Here is an 18,531-nt window from a genome sequence, read left to right on the forward strand (position 1 = left end):
AGTCGTCCGGTACCCCCCTCGCAAAAGGAGTCTGCGTGAGATCCACGCCCAGCCGTCGCGCCACCGCGACCGGCGCTCTGATCGCTGCCGCCGCGATGCTCGCGGTCGGTGTCCAGTCCGGAGTCGCCAGCGCCGACCGAGGCCCCATGGGCGCCCCGACGGCCCAGGCCGGCATCGCCGCCAACCCCGGCAAGCTCCCCGCCGACCTCTCCCCCGCCCAGCGCACCGCGCTGATACGCGCGGCCGACGCCGACAAGGCGGCGACCGCCAAGGCCCTCGGCCTCGGCGCGCAGGAGAAGCTCGTCGTCCGTGACGTGGTCCAGGACCGCGACGGCACGACCCACACGCGCTACGAGCGCACCTACGCCGGACTCCCCGTCCTCGGCGGTGACCTGATCGTCGCCGAGTCCAAGGCCGGGAAGACGGAGTCGGTCACCAAGGCCTCCCGTGCGGAGCTGCGGAACGTCGACACCACCGCCGGTGTCGCCCCGGCCGCCGCCGAGCGGCAGGCGCTGGGCGCGGCCGCGGCGGAGGGCGCCGAGAAGACCAAGGCCGACCGCGCCCCGCGCAAGGTCGTCTGGATGGCGCAGGGTTCGCCCGTCCTCGCGTACGAGACCGTCGTCGGCGGCATCCAGCACGACGGCACCCCGAACGAGCTGCACGTCGTCACCGACGCGAAGACCGGCGAGAAGCTGTACGAGTGGCAGGCCGTCGAGACCGGCACCGGCAACACGCAGTACGCCGGCCAGGTCACCCTCGGCACCAGCGGCACCGGCCCGTTCACGCTGACCGACGCCGGCCGCGGCAACCACAAGACGTACAACCTCAACCGCGGTACGTCCGGCACCGGGACGCTCTTCTCGGGCGCCGACGACGTCTGGGGCGACGGCACCCCGCAGAACCTGGAGACCGCGGGCGCCGACGCGCACTACGGCGCCGCGCTCACCTGGGACTACTACAAGAACGTGCACGGCCGTAACGGCATCCGCGGCGACGGTGTCGCGCCGTACTCCCGGGTCCACTACGGCAACGCGTACGTCAACGCCTTCTGGTCCGACTCCTGCTTCTGCATGACGTACGGCGACGGTGCGAACAACACCAAGCCGCTCACCTCGATCGACGTGGCCGCGCACGAGATGACGCACGGCCTCACCTCCAACACCGCGGGCCTGGTCTACAGCGGCGAGTCGGGCGGTCTGAACGAGGCCACCTCCGACATCTTCGCGGCGGCCGTCGAGTTCTACGCCAACAACCCGCAGGACGTGGGCGACTACCTCGTCGGCGAGAAGATCGACATCCGCGGCAACGGCACCCCGCTGCGCTACATGGACAAGCCGAGCAAGGACGGCAACTCCAAGGACGCGTGGTACTCGGGCATCGGCTCGATCGACGTCCACTACTCCTCGGGCCCGGCGAACCACTGGTACTACCTGCTCTCCGAGGGCAGCGGCGTCAAGACCGTCAACGGCGTCACGTACGACTCGCCGACCTCGGACGGCCTGCCCGTCACCGGCATCGGCCGCGACAAGGCCTCGCTGATCTGGTTCAAGGCGCTCACCACCAAGTTCAGCTCCAACACCAACTACGCCGGTGCCCGCACCGGTACGGTCGCGGTCGCCACCGAGCTGTACGGCGCCGGCAGCCCCGAGGTCCTGGCCGTCCAGCACGCCTGGGCCGGCGTCAACGTCGGCTCACGTCCCGGCGGCACCGAGCCGCCCACCGGCAAGGTCTTCGAGAACACCGCCGACGTGTCCATCCCGGACAACGGCGTTGCGGTGACCTCCACGGTCAACGTCACGGGCATCACCGGCAACGCGCCGTCCACCCTCAAGGTGGACGTGGACATCATCCACACCTGGCGCGGTGACCTGGTCGTCGACCTGGTCGCGCCGGACGGCTCGGTCTACAACCTGAAGCCGTTCTCGTCCTCCGACTCGGCGGACAACGTCCAGGCCACGTACACGGTCAACGCCTCCACCGAGGTCGCCAACGGCGCGTGGAAGCTGCGGGTCCAGGACAAGGCCGCGTACGACACCGGGTACATCAACAGCTTCAAGCTGACGTTCCCGTAAGCACGACCTCACGTACGACCGGACGCCCGGAGGGACTCGCTCCCTCCGGGCGTCCGGGTGTCCGGGCGTCCAGGTGTCCGTGGTCAGTTCGGGTTCTGCGCGTGGGTCAGGGTCTCCCAGGAGACGAAGTAGTTGTCCGTGCCGGAGGGGCGGTGACCCTCGGTGTAGATCCCGGTGTTGGTCATGGAGATGCCCAGGCGGTGGTGCAGGGCGTTGTAGCCGACCTCGGTGACCCGGCCCAGGCCCGGCTTCACCACGCCCCCGCACAGCCAGGACGGGACCGCCGTGCCGTTCTCGTACTTCGTGTGGAAGCCCAGCGCGTGCCGCAGCCGCTCGGAGACCTGCGGGTAGAGGTCCGCGCCCTGGATGCGGCTGGTCTCGGCGGTGTGGACGGCTGCGGCGAGGCCCCAGCCGGTGTGGCCGAAGTCGCGGCAGGTCTCCTGGGAGAGGCCGTCGGCGAAGGTCGACTGGCCCTGCCAGTACTTCACGATCTCGTCGCGCGTGTCGATGCTGCTGTTCGGCGGCGGCTTGGGCGTGGAGCCGTCGGTGGTCAGATAGATGTACGCGGGGACGCGGCCGAGGTACGTCGTGACGGCCTTGTCGTAGGCCGCGCGGTCCTCCAGGTGGACGGCTATGCCGATCGCGGCCTCGGTCATGATGAGTTCCCAGTTGCCGTTCTTGGTGGCCGCGCCGTTGATGACCTCGGGCAGGTAGACGTTCCGCAGCATCGTGGCGAAGCGGCCGGAGTTGGGCCATCCCCCGGTGTAGGTGTGCTTGATGAGCTCGGCGGCCCGGGGCCAGGAGGAGCCCGCCCAGCCGGTCTGGAGCGGGGCGTTGGAGTTGGTGTGGTCCTGGATCACGGCCGACCAGGCGTCCATGATCTCGATAGCCTTCTGGGCGTGGCGGGTGTCCCGGGTGAGGTACCAGGCCAGCGCCTGTGTGTACGCGGCGACCGCGTCCTGCCGCTCGTCCGTGCAGCCGTAGTTGGGGTTGGAGGACGAGCCGCACTCGACGATCGCGCGCGGCTTGGGCACGCGGGTCAGGGAGGCGTAGGGGCTCGCCATCATCTGGTCGTACGCGGCCTTCCACGGCTGCGCGCCCGCCTGCACCTTCGACCGTACGAAGTCGAGCTGGGGCCGGGACACGACGACGCCGGGGTGGGTGAAGGTCGCGGGGGCCGCCACCTGAAGGGGTGCCGTCTGTTCTGGAACGGGGGCGGCGGCCGTCGAGACCGGGACGGAGACGGCGACGGCCGCCGTGAGGGCGAGGACCAAGGCTTTGAGGCGCATGTGGGGGGTGCCTTTCGTTCCTGGATGTGAACGCCGGGCGGAGGATTGAACTCCGCGTCGAGCGTGGAACTTAAGCGCGCCCCATGGACACGTCAAGACCCTGGTCCAGACCAGCTCACCTCAGGAGCACCCCCGCCCCCTCCCCCGTCGCCTCCGCCGGCAGGGTCACCAGGCCGAGCTCCGCCGCCGAGGCGAGGAGCCGGTGGCTGGGCAGCACCCGGACCGTGCAGCCGAAGGAGCCCGTACGGTCCAGGACGAGGGAGCCCTCGTAGGGCAGCCTGCCCTCCAGGTCGGGGCGGCCCGCGGGCTTCAGCACGCACACCCGCGTGTCCACGAGCGCGTCGTCGGGGGTGACCCGGCCGGCCACCGCCTGCACCTCCACGTCCTCAGGACCGAGTTCGCCGAGCGCCACCCGGACCCGTACCGCCGTCGTCGCGCCGAGCTCCGCGTCGGCCAGGTCCTCGCCGAGCTCGCCGACCTCGACGTGGTCGATGGCGACCTTCGGCCAGGCGCCCCGCACCCGGGACTTCCACTCCGCCAGGTCCCGCGCGGCCGCCGGGATCAGTGCGCGGTGGGCCTGGGCCGCCGGGACGTACAGCCGCTCGGCGTACTCGCGCACCATGCGGTCGGCGAGCACCTTCGGACCGAGGTCCCGAAGCGTCCTGCGGACCATCTCCGTCCAGCGGACCGGGACGCCGTCCGCGCCGCGGTCGTAGAAGCGGGGCGCGACCCGGCGCTCGATCAGCTCGTAGAGCGCGGCCGCCTCCAGGTCGTCGCGGCGCTCCTCGTCCGTCGCCGCCGCCCCGTCGGCCGTGGGGATGGCCCAGCCGAAGTCGGGCTCGCACCACTCGTCCCACCAGCCGTCCAGGACGGAGAGGTTGAGGCAGCCGTTCAGCGCGGCCTTCATCCCGCTCGTGCCGCAGGCCTCCAGCGGGCGCAGCGGGTTGTTCAGCCAGACGTCGCAGCCAGGGTAGAGCTTGCGCGCCATGGCCATGCCGTAGTCGGGCAGGAAGACGATCCGGTGCCGCACCCGCGGGTCGTCGGCGAACCGCACCAGCTCCTGCACCAGGCGCTTCCCGCCGTGGTCGGCCGGGTGCGCCTTGCCCGCCACGACGAGCTGCACGGGTCGTTCGGGGTGCAGCAGCAGCGCCCGCAGCCGGTCGGGATCGCGCAGCATCAGCGTGAGCCGTTTGTACGAGGGGACCCGGCGGGCGAACCCGATGGTGAGCACGTCCGGGTCCAGGACCGTGTCCGTCCAGCCGAGTTCGGCGGCTCCGGCGCCCCGCTGCCGCCAGGAGTGCCGCAGCCGTTCCCGTACCTCGGTCACGAGCTGTTCGCGCAGGGTGCGGCGCAGCTCCCACAGCTCCCGGTCGTCGGCCTCCTCGGCGCGGCGGCCGACCTCGGGAGCGGTCCAGGTCGGCGCGTGCACGCCGTTGGTGATCGAGGCGATGGGCACCTCGTCCGCGTCGAAGCCCGGCCACAGACCGGCGAACATCGCGCGGCTGACGGAGCCGTGGAGGGTGGAGACGCCGTTGGCCCGCTGGGCGAGGCGCAGGCCCATGGCGGCCATGTTGAAGAGCCCGGGCTCGCCGCCGAGCGGGGTCTCGTCGCCGAGGGCGAGGATCCGGCCGACGTCGACGCCGGGGAGCTCGCCGTCCTCGCCGAGGTGGCGGGCGACGAGGCTCCGCTCGAAGCGGTCGATGCCGGCGGGTACGGGCGTGTGGGTGGTGAAGACCGTCCCGGCGCGGACGGTCTCCAGGGCGGCGTCGAAGTCGAGGCCGTGTTCGCCCAGTTCGCGGATGCGTTCGAGACCGAGGAAACCGGCGTGGCCCTCGTTGGTGTGGAAGACCTCGGGCGCGGGGGTGCCGGTGAGCCGGCAGAAGGTGCGGACGGCGCGGACGCCGCCGATGCCCAGGAGCATCTCCTGGAGCAGTCGGTGCTCGCTGCCGCCGCCGTACAGCCGGTCGGTGACCTCGCGTTCGGCGGGCGCGTTCCCCTCGACGTCGGAGTCGAGCATCAGCAGCGGTACGCGGCCGACCTGCGCGGTCCAGATGTGGGCGTGCAGCCGGCGGCCGCCGGGCAGGGCGAGGGTGACCCGGGCGGGGGCGCCGTCGCTCTCCCGGAGGAGGGTGACGGGCAGCTCGCCGGGGTCGAGGACGGGGTAGTGCTCCTGCTGCCAGCCCTCACGGGAGAGCGACTGGCGGAAGTAGCCGTGCCGGTAGAGCAGACCGACTCCGACGAGCGGGACGCCGAGGTCGCTGGCGGACTTCAGATGGTCGCCGGCCAGGATCCCGAGACCTCCGGAGTACTGGGGCAGGGCCGCGGCGACCCCGAACTCGGGCGAGAAGTAGGCGATGCAGGCGGGCAGGTGCCCGTTCTGCTCGCGCTGCTCCTGGTACCAGCGGGGGGCGTGCAGATAGTGGTCGAGGTCCTCGGCCGCGGCGCGCAGCCGGGCCAGGAAGTCCTCGTCGGCGGCGAGGGCGGTGAGACGGGCGGCGGAGACGGAGCCGAGCAGCCGGACCGGATCGAGGTCGTCGGTGCGGCGGGCCCCCGGCCGGCCCGCGTGGTCGGGGTCGACGGAACCGAAGAGCTCACGGGTCGGCTCGTGCCAGGACCAGCGCAGGTTCCGCGCCAGGTCGGTGAGGGGTCGAAGGGTGTCGGGGAGGACGGGACGCACGGTGAATCGACGGATTGCCTTCACGCGTTCCACCTTCGCAGGGGAGTACGGAGCGGAGCCGGTGCACCACGCTGTGCGGTCGGCTGTGCATCCACCGAAGGTAAGCCACCCCCGCGCTCCCGGGCCACGGCGCGCGGGGGTCGTGCCGTGGCCCGGGAGGGGCGTCAGCGCATCGGGGTCGTGCCGTGGCCCGGGATTGGCGTCAGCTCGGCGCGCCGACGGAAAGGTCGCCGGGCCGCACCTCGTAGGGCGAGCCGAGGTTGACGGTGGTCGGTTCGGCCGCTCCGGTGGCGGTGTAGCGGGTGGCGATGTCGGCCAGTTCGGCGGCGGGGATCACCTGGTGGATGTCGGTGAAGCCGTGCGGGGCCCGCTGGTGCGCCAGATTGATGACGACCTCGGGGCCGAGGCGCCGGTTGGCGCGCTGGAGTTCGGTGGTGACGGGCCGGCGGTCCGCCTCGTAGGCGGCGAGGGCCTCGGCCGGGTCGTGGTGGCGCGCGAGGGCGTGGGCGAGGGCGCGCGCGTCGAGGATGGACTGCGACGCGCCGTTGGAGCCGATCGGGTACATCGCGTGGGCCGCGTCGCCGATGAGGGTGGTACGGCCGTGGCTCCACCGCGCCAGGGGCTCGCGGTCGACCATCGGGTACTCGTGGGCGGTGGTGGCGGCCCGGAGCACCTCGGGGACGCTGACGCCGTCGAACTCCCAGCCCTCGTAGTGGTGCAGGAACGACTCCACGGGGACGGGCCGGTTCCAGTCCCCCAGGTACCGCTCGTCCGCCTCGTCCGCCGGGTGGGCGAGGGCCCAGTTCACCAGGACCTCGCGGAAGGGTCCTGAGGGCCTGCTCATCGGGTAGACCACGGCCTTCTGCCGGTCGTCGCCCGCGATGAGCATGAACGTGCCGACGGACCGGGCGGGCATCCGGGAGACCCCCCGCCACACCAGGGTCCCGTTCCACGGCGGGGCGCCCTCGCCGGGGTTGAGCGCCGCCCGGACGGCCGAGCGGATGCCGTCCGCGCCGACGAGCACGTCCGGTTCGAGGGAGGCCCGGCCCCGGACGGCGCCGTCGCGGTGGACCAACTGGATACGGGGGCGGCCGTCGGGCAGCGGCTCGACCCCGGTCACCCGGACGCCGGTCACCAGGGCGGCGGCGCCGAGCCGTTCCCGTACCGCCTCGGCGAGCACCTCCTGGAGGTGGGCGCGATGGATCGAGAGCTGGGGCCACCGGTAGCCGGCGCCCAGGCCGCGGGGCTCGCGGGAGATCAGGCCGCCGGAGCGGTGGTAGTAGCGCAGTTCGCGGGTGCGCAGGGCCCCGGCTTCGAGGGCGGGAAGCAGGCCGAGCGCGTCCAGTTCGCGGACGGCGGGGGGCATCAGGTTGAGGCCGGCGCCGACCGGGCGGCTCTCGCGGACGGACTCGACGACGGTGACGCGCTCGAACCCGGCGGCGTGCAGGGCGAGGGCGGCGGTGAGCCCCGCGATGCCGCCGCCGGCGACGACGACGTGGAGGGCGGGGGACGCCGAGTCGTACGGAGCGGGGGACGCCAAGTCGTACGGACCGGGGGAGGCCGAGTCGTACGGACCGGGGAACGTCATCGGTCTCCCCCTTGGTAGGCCGGGGCGCTCTCGGCCGCCGCCCTGGCGCTCTCGACCCCCGCCCGACAGGCGCCCGAACGGGCCGCCCCCGAGGCGCCGCGGGCCGCCTGGCGCACCAGCGTGTCGTTGTCCCTGGTCAGGTCGAGTATCGAGCGCAGCAGGGCGACGGGGGCGCCGCCGCTTCCCTCGTCGTAGAGCCGCACGTCGTCCGCGTAGGCCTTGCGGGCGATGCCGATGTGGCGGGCGCGGAAGGTCTTGAGGATCTTCAGGACCCGGCCGAGCGCGTGCGCGGAGGCGGCCAGTTGCGGGGGCAGCCGGTGGCCGCTCTCCCAGCTGACGGCGGCGGAGAGCTTGCTGACGGCGGAGATCCCACCCGCGTACTGGGCATGGAAGTCCCGCCAGGACGGCAGGCTGTACTGGACGGAGTCGGCGAGGAACGCGTCGTACGCCGGGTCGGAGCGGTCGCACTGCCAGAGCGTCAGGTCGACCAGCCAGAGGGGGACCTGGGCGGCGGCGGGGCCGAGGTAGTCGCGGCCTGCGACGTCGATCTCCTCGAAGTACGGGCGCAGGGTCAGCGCGAAGTACTCCGGGCTGACATGGGCGACGGTGAAGTCGATGGCGTCGACCATCGACTGGACGTGGTGGGCGGTGCGGTCGAGGGCGACCGCGAAGCCGGGGTCGTACGGTTCGAGCGCCGCGAGCCGGGCACAGGTGTCCAGGGCGGCGACGAGGCCGGGGAACGCCATCCGGACGGCGTCCTGGAGGTGGGCCTCCATGGCGTCGCCGGTGTACATCCGTCGGCGCGGGCCGAGCGGGTTCCAGGTCGTGTAGTGATGGACGGTGTCGCGGGGCACCATGTCGGTGCGCCGGCCGAGGAGTTCGAGGACCGGGAGGACCTCGGGGACGGCGGCCGTGGGCTGCGTGCCGTGACGTTTCAGCGAGCCGAGCAGGATGCCGAGGTCGCGCATCGCGGCGAGCGCGTCGACCACGCTCCACTCGGCGGCGAGCTCGCGGTCCGGGAGGAGGGCCCGCAGGGCGACGGTGAGCGCGGGCACATCGCCACGGGCGTTCATCGCGGGCACCGCGGCGAGCAGGGCGTCGGCGCCGAGCGGGTCGGCGTCGCGTATGTCGGCTATGCGGTAGCGCGGGTCGCCGCGTTCCTCGAGTCGGGGCGCGACAAGGTCGTACAGGGCCAACGGAATTGCCCCCTCTGATTGGGGCTCGCTCACCTCCGGGCGCCGTGGGCATGCGTCGGCGGTCGATGGCGCCTCCGTCCCGCGTTCCTCGGGACCTGCGCGCCATCTCCCCTCCGACACCCGCGGCGTCCTTCGGCTCACTCGCCGGGTCTACGTGGTCACCGTGGTCACGGGGGTCACCTCGGTTCGGCCACACGTCCCTGGCGTGGCGGCGCCGGGGTGGGCATGGGCACGCGCAAGCGTAGGGAGATCACCGCGGCGATGGCGGCGAAGGCCCCGCCGACGAGCAGGGCAGCCCGGAAGCCGCCGGTCTGAGCGGCCGCGGTGGCCGAATCGGTACGGGTGGTGGCGACGGCCACCAGGACGGCGAGGCCGAGCACCGAGCCGAACTGCTGGGCGGTGTTGACGAGTCCGGAGGCGAGGCCGGTCTCCTCGGGAGCGGCGTCGGCGGTGGCGGCCACGTTCGTGGTGACCATGACCAGCGGCAGGGCGACGCCGAGGAGCAGGCTGGGCGCGAGGACGGTCGTGAAGAACGTGCCGTCGGGCCGGAGCGCAAGGGCGAGCCACACCGTACCCGCGCACAGCAGCACGAAAGCGAGGGTCATGGCCCGGGTCAGGCCGAACCGGTAGATGAGCCGGCCGGTCTGCGGGGCGACCGCGACGACGACCAGCGAGAGCGGCAGGAGACCGAGGCCGCCGCCGAGGGGGGCGTACCCGAGGACGCTCTGCAGATAGAGGCTGACCAGGAAGAACATCGGGAACAGCGCCATCTGGGCGAGGGCGCTGAGGATGTTGGCGAGCCGGAGCGCGGGCCGGGCGAGGACGGCGGGCGGCACGAGGGGCCGGGCGGCGCGGGTCTCGACGAAGGCGAACAGGGCGAGCAGAACGACTCCGATACCGCCCGCGCCGAGGCTCGGCCAGGACACCCAACCGTGGTCGGCGGCACCGACGAGCGCGTACGCGACGAGCGCAAGCCCGGCGGTGACGGTGAAGGCACCGACGAGGTCGAAGCCGGGCGAAGTGACGCGGAGGTTCTTGACTCGCAGAACGACGGAACCCCAGAACATCAGTACGGCGGCGGCGAGGACATTGAGCCAGAGCGTGGAGCGCCAGCCGAGGAGGTCGGTGAGGACTCCGCCGAGTACGGTACCGAGGACGCCGCCCAGACCGCCCATCGCGGCGAACGCGCCGAGCGCCCTGTGCCGGTCGGGCCCGTCGGGGAAGAGGACGAGCAGCAGGGCGAAGGCCGCGGCCGCGGCGAGCGCGGCGCCGACACCCTGCGCGGCCCGGGCGGCGACCAGGACACCCGCGCCCGGCGCGAGCGCGCCGAGCGCGGAGGCGGCGGCGAGCAGCACGAGCCCGGCGAGGAAGACCCGCCGGTGCCCGAGCAGGTCGGCGGCGCGCCCGCCGAGGAGCAACAGCCCACCGAAGGCGATGAGATAAGCGTTGGCGACCCAGGAAAGACCAGCCGAGTCCGCCCCGAGGTCATCCCCGATGGAGGGCAGAGCGACGTTGACGATCGCGGTGTCGAGGATCAGCAGCAGCTGGGTGGCGGCGAGCAGGACGAGGGCGGCGCGGGGAGCCGTCACTTCGTCGTCCCCAGGTCGTACCCGTCCAGGCAGGCCTGCGCCAGGCTCTCGCAGTCATCGGCCGCGCCGGCCCAGGTCTGCATGGTGAGGTAGACGTGCGGGGCGCCCTGGTAGAAGCGCTCGTACTGCTCGTGGCGGCCGGCGAACTCCGAACCGAGGGCGTCCCAGGCGAGCTTGAGAAGCTTGAGCCGGTCCTCGGCGGGATCACCGACTGTACGGACGTATGCACTGATCATCGGCCCCAGCTCAGGATGGAGCAGATCACGCCCACTGGCGGGAGTCTGGATGATCGCCCCGCCGGCGAGCAGCTTGATGTCCTGGACGGCCCGCGGGTACAGCTCGCCGGCCATGATCCGCTGGGCGAAGGAGATCTCCCGCCCGGGCCGCACCCCGCCCCGCCCACCCCCGACCGGCTCCCACGAGGCCTCCGCCCCCAGGACGAACGCCTTGGCCTGGGCGACCATCCCGAGGAGCCGCCCGATGGCCTGAGTGACCTGGGGAATCTTCTCTGTACCGTTCGACCGGGCGACAAGAATCGCAAGCCCGGTGAGGAACTCCAGCTTGGTCCAGAACCGGGTGGACGACTGGTGCGTGAAGTTCAGATAGGCGGGCGTCTCCCACCACATGGCGCCCGTCGCGGCCACGTCCCGGTAGGTCAGCACACGTTCCCAGGGCACGAACACGTCGTCGCAGACGAGCAGGGCGTCGTTCTCGTCGTAGCGGGAGGAGAGCGGGTGATCGAAGACGGACCGGGCGTTGCCTTCGTAAGAGGTACGGGAGACAAGCTTGAGCCCGGGGGTATCGACTCGTACGGAGAAGCAGACGGCCCGCTCGACGTCCTCGGCCGGGAGCGGCTCAATGGTCCCGACAAGGATCTCGTCGGCGAAGACGGCCCCGGTGCCGATGGTCTTGGCCCCGCGCACGACGATCCCCCCGTCACGCTCCTCGACGACGCGGACGCCGTCGCAGGCGGGATCGGTGATGGTGAAGGCACAGTAGAGCCCGCTCTCGGCGAGCCGCCGATGGAAGGCAAGGGCGTTCTCGCCCCCTTTGAAATCACCTCTGTCGAACACCTCGGGCGCGGCGGCGAACCCGGCGGCGCCGGAGGCCATGTAGTCGGGCGTCCGGCCGAGAAACCCGTAACTAGCCTCGGCCCACACCTTGTACGCCCGTCGCCGCGCGACCAGGTCCTCGTACGACCGCGGCACGGCGAACGCCCGGTGCACCCCGCCCGCCACGAGATCCGGGGAGTGCGGCGAGTCGTGCGCGAGGTCGAAGAGCCCGGCGAAGGAGGCCGCGGTGGCCCGGAAGGCGGGGTGCGCGGTGACGTCCTTGATCCGCTCCCCGTCGAGCCAGATCTCGCGCCCGTCACGCAGCGCCTCCAGATACTCCTGCCCGGACCTCGTCACGGTGATATCGCCTCTCCTCGCGTGTCACGGCGGACTGCCGGTCCCGAGCCTTCACGGCCCAGGACGCACGAGGCAATGAACGACCGTCCAGCGGTCCTTAAGAACCGGCCAGTCGCCCGCCGTTCACGCGGCTTTTGCGCAGATCGCGCACGGTGAGCGACCGATTACCGAACTACTTGGCCACGAACCAGGTACGTCGGTGAACAACAGCAGTCGCCGCCACGGAGGGCGCCGAGAGCGCCTCCCCCCTCGCGCGCCTCGTGAGCCAGGCTGCCGGGATCCTCGATCCCGGACCCGTCCAGGGAACGTGTGGTCGTCGCATGCCTCCGGTCGGTTGGGAGTCGGCGACATTCGCTGTCACGCCGCCCTGTCGACCCCCGACCGGTACTCCCCCGGCGTCATCCCGAACCACTTCCGGAACGCCAGGTGAAAGCCGACCGCGCTCTGGTAGCCGACCCGGGACGGGACGGCCGACTGGGGGAGGGAGGTTTCGGACAGGAGGCGGGCGGCTTCCTGCATGCGGCGGGAGGTGAGGTGGCGGGCCGGGGATTCGCCGACCAGGTCGCGGAAGGCGGCGGTGAACGCCGAGCGGGACATGCCGACCTCGCGGGCGAGGGAGTCGATGGTCCAGGGCTGGGCGAAGCGGGTGGCGATCACCACCAGGGCCTGGCTGATGCCGGGGTGGCGGAGCAGGGGCAGTGAGGCCGGGTTGTCCGCGAGGTCGCGGAGCAGCGGGCGGAGTGCGAGGACGAAGGCCATCTCGAAGGCGCGCAGGGTGATCAGGCGGTCGCCGGGGCCGGTCGGGCGGTCGGGGGCGGCGAGCAGCCGCAGGGTGTCGCGGAGCAGTGGTTCGCGGTCGACCTGGGCGCCGTCGAGGACGAGCGCCCAGGGCAGCGCAGTGTAGAGCCCGCTGGCGGCCCCGGCGTCGTAGTGGAGTCCGGCGCACAGCAGGCGGCCTTCGGGGCCGTTGCCGCCGAGGCGGATCTCACCGGACGTGCCGGGCTTGCGCTCAGGCAGCACGGACCTGAGCGGCACGGCCTGGCGGTCGGGCCGGTCGGCGAGCCGGTGGGCGGTGCCCGTCGGGAACACGATCAGGTCGCCGGCGAGCAGCTCCAGCGGGGCGTGGCCCTCGCCGGTGATCCAGCAGCTTCCCTCGACGATGTAGTGGAGCACCGCGCAGCTCTCCTCATGGTCCCCTTCGATGCCCCAGGGCGCGCGGACGTGCCAGCGGCTGTCGAAGACGCCGGTGAGGCGAAGCGGTTTGAGCAGTTCGCTCAGGAGGTCGTGGGTCTCGTCTTCCTCACGCCGGTCGTCACGGTCGGTTGCCACGGTGTCCATGGACGATCCTTCAACTTCCGCCCCGGTTTGTTAATTGAACGGTGTGAGCCGCCGCCGCCAGCCTGAGGAGACGTCACGGCAGCAGCCACACCCTATCGAAGGGCCTCAACGACACATGTCCAGTCAGATTCCGATGCGGGTCGCGGTCGTGGGAGCGACCGGCTTCCAGGGTGGCGCGATGGCGCGTCTGCTCATCGAGCGGCACCACCGGGTGCGGACGCTCACCCGTCGCCCCCAGGGCGACCGTCCGCCGCTGCCCGGCGCCTTCTTCGTCGCGGGCGACCTGACGCGACCGGCGGACGTACGGCGGCTCTTCGAGGGGACGACGCACGCCGTGGTGACGATGCCGCTGGTGTACGACGCGGACCGGATACGCCGCTACGCCCGGAACATCGCGCTCTCCGCCCTGGCAGCCGGAACCGTGCGGCTGGTCTTCAACGCCAACACCCGTGTCCCGCACGGCCCGACCTCGGTGGACGCGTTCGAGACGCGGCGGATCGCCGAGGAGGAGCTGCGGAGCAGTGGCGTCCCGCTGGTCGTCGTACGGCCGCCGGTCTATCTGGACAACCTCTTCTCGCCATGGAACGGCCCCGCGCTGGTGAACGAGGGGATCCTGGCCTATCCGCTGCCCGCGTCCACGCCGACGGCCTGGCTGTCGCACCGGGACCTGGCGGAGGCGGTGCACGCGGCGCTGACCGTGGAGGGTCTGGAGGGCCGCACCTTCGACATCGGCGGGACGCGGTCGCTGACCGGGGAGGAGCTGGCGGCCGCGTTCAGCCGGGGGCTCGGCCGTTCGGTGCGGTATCTGCAGCTTGCGCCGGAGGTGTTCGAGCGCGGGCTCGGCCAGCTGCTCGGGCCGGAGACGGCGGCCGGCGTCGCGGGGATCTACCACTACATGGCGACGGGCGCCGACCCGCTGCTCCTGGCGGCCGACGACGGGGTGTCGGCGGAGGCGCTCGGGGTGGGGTCGGCTCCGGTGGAGGAGTGGGTGACGCGCCAGCCGTGGCAGATGTGGTCCGGCGACACGGAGGAGCAGTCGCCCTCGCCCCAGGGCTGACCGCCCGCCAGAAGAAGAAGACCTCAACGACGGGCCGGTCCCCTCGGCTCAGGGCTGACGGTCCGCCAGCCCCTGGGCCGGTTGCCTCGGCCCAGAGCTGACAGTCCGCCACAACCTCACAACCGGCCTCGTCCTCCCCGGACGGGGCCGGTTTGTCGTGCGGATGTCCTTGCCCGCGCCTCTACGCCCGAGTAGGTAACAAAGCGCCGGATTGCCCACCCGAAGTCGGTGGAAGGCTCCCCCGGTACACCGCGTAACACCCCGTAGCACACACCCTCGTACGTACACCCCCGTAGACCCGCCATCCGAGTGAACGCGGACAGGAGCGGCCATGCCCGCAACCCGCCAGCCGTCGACGGAGCTACAAAGAGCGCACCACCACCCGCACCCCCGTACCCCCTCAGGTGATGCTGTGAATCCGCTCATGGGACGCATTCCCGTTCTGGACGTCCGCCCGCTGGTCGACTGCGGCCGCCGCCCCGCGAAGGCGGTGGCCGGTGAGACCTTCGAGGTCTCGGCGACCGTCTTCCGCGAGGGCCACGACGCCGTCGCCGCCAATGTCGTGCTGCGCGGCCCGTCCGGCCGTCCCGGCCCCTGGATCCCGATGCGTGAACTCGCCCCCGGTACCGACCGGTGGGGCGCCGAGGTCACGCCGGACGCCGAGGGGCTGTGGACGTACGCGGTCGAGGCGTGGAGCGACCCCCTCGCCACCTGGCGGCACACCGCGAAGATCAAGATCCCGGCGGGGATCGACTCCGAGCTCGTCCTCGCCGAGGGCGCCGAGCTGCACGAGCGCGCCGCGAAGGGCGTCCCGAAGAAGGGCGGCGGGCGGGAGGCCGTCCTGGCCGCCGCCGACGCGCTGCGCGACGAGTCCCGGCCGGCCGCCGCCCGCCTCGCGGCGGCGCTCGCCCCGCGCGTGACCGAGGCCCTCGATCGGCACCCGCTGCGTGAACTGGTCAGCTCCTCCCCCGCGTTGCCGCTCCAGGTGGAGCGCGAGCGGGCGCTGTTCGGCTCCTGGTACGAGTTCTTCCCGCGCTCGGAGGGCGTGAAGAAGGTACGGGGCCGGACCAGGCCCGGAACGTTCCGTACCGCCGCCGAGCGGCTGCCGGCCATCGCCGCGATGGGCTTCGACGTCGTCTACCTGCCACCCATCCACCCCATCGGCACCACCCACCGCAAGGGCCCCAACAACGCGCTCTCGGCCGGCCCGAACGACGTCGGCGTGCCGTGGGCGATCGGCTCGCCGGAGGGCGGCCACGACGCGGTCCACCCGGACCTGGGCACGATCGAGGACTTCGACGCCTTCGTGGCGCGCGCCCGCGAACTGCGCCTGGAGATCGCGCTGGACTTCGCGCTCCAGTGCTCGCCCGACCACCCGTGGGTGGAGAAGCACCCGGAGTGGTTCCACCACCGCCCGGACGGCTCGATCGCGTACGCCGAGAACCCGCCGAAGAAGTACCAGGACATCTATCCGATCGCGTTCGACAAGGACATGGACGGCATCGTCGCCGAGACCGTGCGCGTCCTGCGGCACTGGATGGACCACGGCGTACGGATCTTCCGCGTCGACAACCCGCACACCAAGCCCGTGGTGTTCTGGGAGCGGGTCATCGGCGAGATCAACCGGGCCGACCCGGACGTGATCTTCCTGGCGGAGGCCTTCACGCGGCCCGCGATGATGCGCACCCTCGGCGCGATCGGCTTCCAGCAGTCGTACACGTACTTCACCTGGCGCAACACCAAGGCGGAGCTCACGGAGTACCTGACGGAGCTGTCCGGGGACGCGGCGGCCTCCATGCGGCCGAACTTCTTCGTGAACACCCCCGACATCCTGCACGCCTACCTCCAGCAGGGCGGCCGGCCGGCCTTCGAGGTGCGGGCGGTGCTCGCCGCCACCCTCTCGCCGGCCTGGGGCATGTATGCCGGCTACGAGCTGTGCGAGAACACGCCGCTGCGGGACGGCAGCGAGGAGTACCTGGACTCGGAGAAGTACCAACTGCGGCCCCGCGACTGGGAGTCGGCGGAGCGCACGGGTGCCTCGATCGCTCCCCTGATCACCACGCTCAACCGGGTCAGGCGCCGCCACCCGGCCCTGCGCCGACTGCGGAACCTGCACTTCCACACCACCGACAACGACGCCGTGATCGCGTACAGCAAGCGCTCGGGCTCGAACACCGTTCTGGTGGTCGCCAACCTCGATCCTCACCACACCCAGGAGGCCACGGTCTCGTTGGACATGCCGGAACTCGGCCTCGACTGGCACGAGACCGTACCGGTGCGCGACGAGCTCACCGGCGAGACCTATCACTGGGGCAGGGCCAACTATGTGCGCCTCGAGCCGGGCGTCACGCCCGCGCACATCCTCACCCTGCGACCGTCCCCGTCGACCGGAGGGTCACCCACACCATGACAGTCAACGAACCCGTCCCTGACACCTTCGAGGACACGCCCGCCAAGGACCGTGACCCGGACTGGTTCAAGCGGGCCGTCTTCTACGAAGTGCTCGTGCGGTCCTTCCAGGACAGCAACGGGGACGGCGTAGGCGACCTCAAGGGCATCACGTCCAGGCTGGACTACCTGCAGTGGCTGGGCGTCGACTGCCTCTGGCTGCCGCCGTTCTTCAAGTCCCCGCTGCGGGACGGCGGCTACGACGTCGCCGACTACACCTCCGTGCTGCCCGAGTTCGGTGATCTCGCCGACTTCGTGGAGTTCGTCGACGCGGCGCACCAGCGCGGCATGCGCGTGATCATCGACTTCGTCATGAACCACACGAGCGACGCGCACCCGTGGTTCCTGGAGTCGCGCGAGCACCCCGACGGGCCGTACGGGGACTACTACGTCTGGGCCGACGACGACAAGCAGTTCCAGGACGCCCGGATCATCTTCGTCGACACGGAGACGTCGAACTGGACCTTCGACCCGGTGCGCAAGCAGTACTACTGGCACCGGTTCTTCTCGCACCAGCCGGATCTCAACTACGAGAACCCTGCGGTGCAGGAGGAGATCCTCTCGGCGCTGAAGTTCTGGCTGGACCTCGGCATCGACGGCTTCCGGCTCGACGCGGTGCCGTACCTGTACCAGCAGGAGGGGACCAACTGCGAGAACCTCCCGGCCACCCACACCTTCCTCAAGCGGCTCCGCAAGGAGATCGACGACCACTACCCGGACACGGTGCTGCTCGCCGAGGCCAACCAGTGGCCGGAGGACGTGGTCGACTACTTCGGGGACTTCGCCTCGGGCGGCGACGAGTGCCACATGGCGTTCCACTTCCCGGTGATGCCGCGGATCTTCATGGCGGTACGGCGGGAGTCGCGCCACCCGGTCTCGGAGATCCTGGCCAAGACCCCGGCGATCCCGGCCCGCTGCCAGTGGGGCATCTTCCTGCGCAACCACGACGAGCTGACGCTCGAGATGGTCACGGACGAAGAGCGCGACTACATGTACGCGGAGTACGCCAAGGATCCCCGGATGCGGGCGAACATCGGCATCCGGCGGCGGCTCGCGCCGCTGCTCGACAACGACCGCAAGCAGATGGAGCTGTTCACGGCGCTGCTGTTCTCGCTGCCGGGTTCGCCGGTGCTGTACTACGGCGACGAGATCGGGATGGGCGACAACATCTGGCTCGGCGACCGGGACGGGGTGCGGACCCCGATGCAGTGGACGCCGGACCGGAACGCGGGCTTCTCGTCCTGCGATCCGGGCCGGCTCACGCTGCCGGCCATCATGGACCCGGTCCACGGCTACCAGGTGACCAATGTCGAGTCCGGGATGGCCTCGCCGTCGTCGCTGCTCCACTGGACGAAGCGGATGATCGAGATCCGTAAGCAGAACCGGGCCTTCGGGCTCGGCTCGTACACGGAACTGCCGTCGTCGAATCCGGCGGTGCTCGCCTTCCTCCGGGAGGACGGCGACGACCTGGTGCTCTGCGTGAACAACTTCTCGCGGTTCGCGCAGCCGACGGAGCTGGACCTGCGGCAGTTCGACGGGATGAGTCCGGTGGAGCTGATCGGTCAGGTCCGGTTCCCGGCGATCGGGCAGTGGCCGTATCTGCTGACGCTGGCGGGTCACGGCTTCTACTGGTTCCGCCTGAAGAAGGCCCGGTCGGCGAAGAGCTGACGCAGGGCTGACGTAGGGCTGACGAAGGGCTGACGAAAAAAGGCCCAACTGCCCGGGGTGGGGCGGGTTTCCTCCGCGCCACCCTGGGCACTGTGTCCCACACACGGTCGATTCAGGTCCATACGGGCCTTCTTGTCGGGCCCATACGGATCTTCCCCTCCCGACACGTCCCGCACATCCGGACAGCCGAAGCCGCCATC

11 protein-coding genes are annotated in these 18,531 nt (G+C 71.5%); 4 read left to right on the plus strand and 7 right to left on the minus strand.

The genetic code is table 11. From position 1 onward, the window contains the following. The first annotated feature begins 35 nt into the window (after positions 1–35). Positions 36–2,072 carry a M4 family metallopeptidase gene (locus ACZ4VI_RS20735; protein WP_468001067.1) on the plus strand — a complete coding sequence of 679 codons (2,037 nt, stop codon included), beginning with the start codon at positions 36–38 and terminating at the stop codon, positions 2,070–2,072. Between the two features lie 83 nt (positions 2,073–2,155). On the opposite strand, the gene ACZ4VI_RS20740 is transcribed toward ACZ4VI_RS20735, so the two are convergent. The 7 genes from ACZ4VI_RS20740 to ACZ4VI_RS20770 form a co-directional block, all read right to left on the minus strand. Beyond that, the gene (locus ACZ4VI_RS20740) at positions 2,156–3,361 is read right to left on the minus strand and encodes an alginate lyase family protein (protein WP_468001069.1); all 1,206 of its coding nucleotides are present in this window, start codon (positions 3,359–3,361) and stop codon (positions 2,156–2,158) included. Between the two features lie 115 nt (positions 3,362–3,476). Beyond that, entirely contained in the window at positions 3,477–6,062 is a 2,586-nt protein-coding gene (gene glgP / locus ACZ4VI_RS20745; protein WP_468001071.1) for an alpha-glucan family phosphorylase, read from the minus strand. 178 nt (positions 6,063–6,240) lie between these two features. Continuing rightward, positions 6,241–7,626, minus strand: coding sequence for an FAD-dependent monooxygenase (locus ACZ4VI_RS20750; protein ID WP_468001073.1), 1,386 nt, complete (start codon positions 7,624–7,626; stop codon positions 6,241–6,243). Next, positions 7,623–8,822: a monodechloroaminopyrrolnitrin synthase PrnB family protein gene (locus tag ACZ4VI_RS20755; RefSeq protein WP_468001075.1), complete on the minus strand. Its 1,200-nt coding sequence runs from the start codon at positions 8,820–8,822 to the stop codon at positions 7,623–7,625. The genes ACZ4VI_RS20750 and ACZ4VI_RS20755 overlap by 4 nt, the downstream gene beginning before the upstream one ends. 176 nt (positions 8,823–8,998) lie before the next feature. Next, positions 8,999–10,411 carry an MFS transporter gene (locus ACZ4VI_RS20760; RefSeq protein ID WP_468001077.1) on the minus strand — a complete coding sequence of 471 codons (1,413 nt, stop codon included), beginning with the start codon at positions 10,409–10,411 and terminating at the stop codon, positions 8,999–9,001. Next, positions 10,408–11,820 carry a 4-hydroxyphenylacetate 3-hydroxylase family protein gene (locus ACZ4VI_RS20765; RefSeq protein WP_468001079.1) on the minus strand — a complete coding sequence of 471 codons (1,413 nt, stop codon included), beginning with the start codon at positions 11,818–11,820 and terminating at the stop codon, positions 10,408–10,410. Before ACZ4VI_RS20765 ends, ACZ4VI_RS20760 begins: the two co-directional genes overlap by 4 nt. A gap of 357 nt (positions 11,821–12,177) precedes the next feature. Continuing rightward, positions 12,178–13,158, minus strand: a complete 981-nt coding sequence (locus ACZ4VI_RS20770) for an AraC family transcriptional regulator (protein ID WP_468001080.1) — start codon at positions 13,156–13,158, stop codon at positions 12,178–12,180. 115 nt (positions 13,159–13,273) lie between these two features. On the opposite strand from ACZ4VI_RS20770, the gene ACZ4VI_RS20775 reads away from it, so the two are divergent. From ACZ4VI_RS20775 to treS, 3 genes are all read left to right on the plus strand, one after another. After that, complete coding sequence (locus ACZ4VI_RS20775) at positions 13,274–14,215, plus strand: SDR family oxidoreductase (protein ID WP_468001082.1); 942 nt, start codon at positions 13,274–13,276, stop codon at positions 14,213–14,215. 424 nt (positions 14,216–14,639) lie between these two features. Further along, positions 14,640–16,625: an alpha-1,4-glucan--maltose-1-phosphate maltosyltransferase gene (locus ACZ4VI_RS20780; protein WP_468001084.1), complete on the plus strand. Its 1,986-nt coding sequence runs from the start codon at positions 14,640–14,642 to the stop codon at positions 16,623–16,625. Next, complete coding sequence (treS, locus tag ACZ4VI_RS20785; RefSeq protein WP_468001086.1) at positions 16,622–18,331, plus strand: maltose alpha-D-glucosyltransferase; 1,710 nt, start codon at positions 16,622–16,624, stop codon at positions 18,329–18,331. Before ACZ4VI_RS20780 ends, treS begins: the two co-directional genes overlap by 4 nt. Positions 18,332–18,531: the final 200 nt, after the last annotated feature.

It is taken from the genome of Streptomyces sp. NPDC029169, assembly GCF_055563935.1.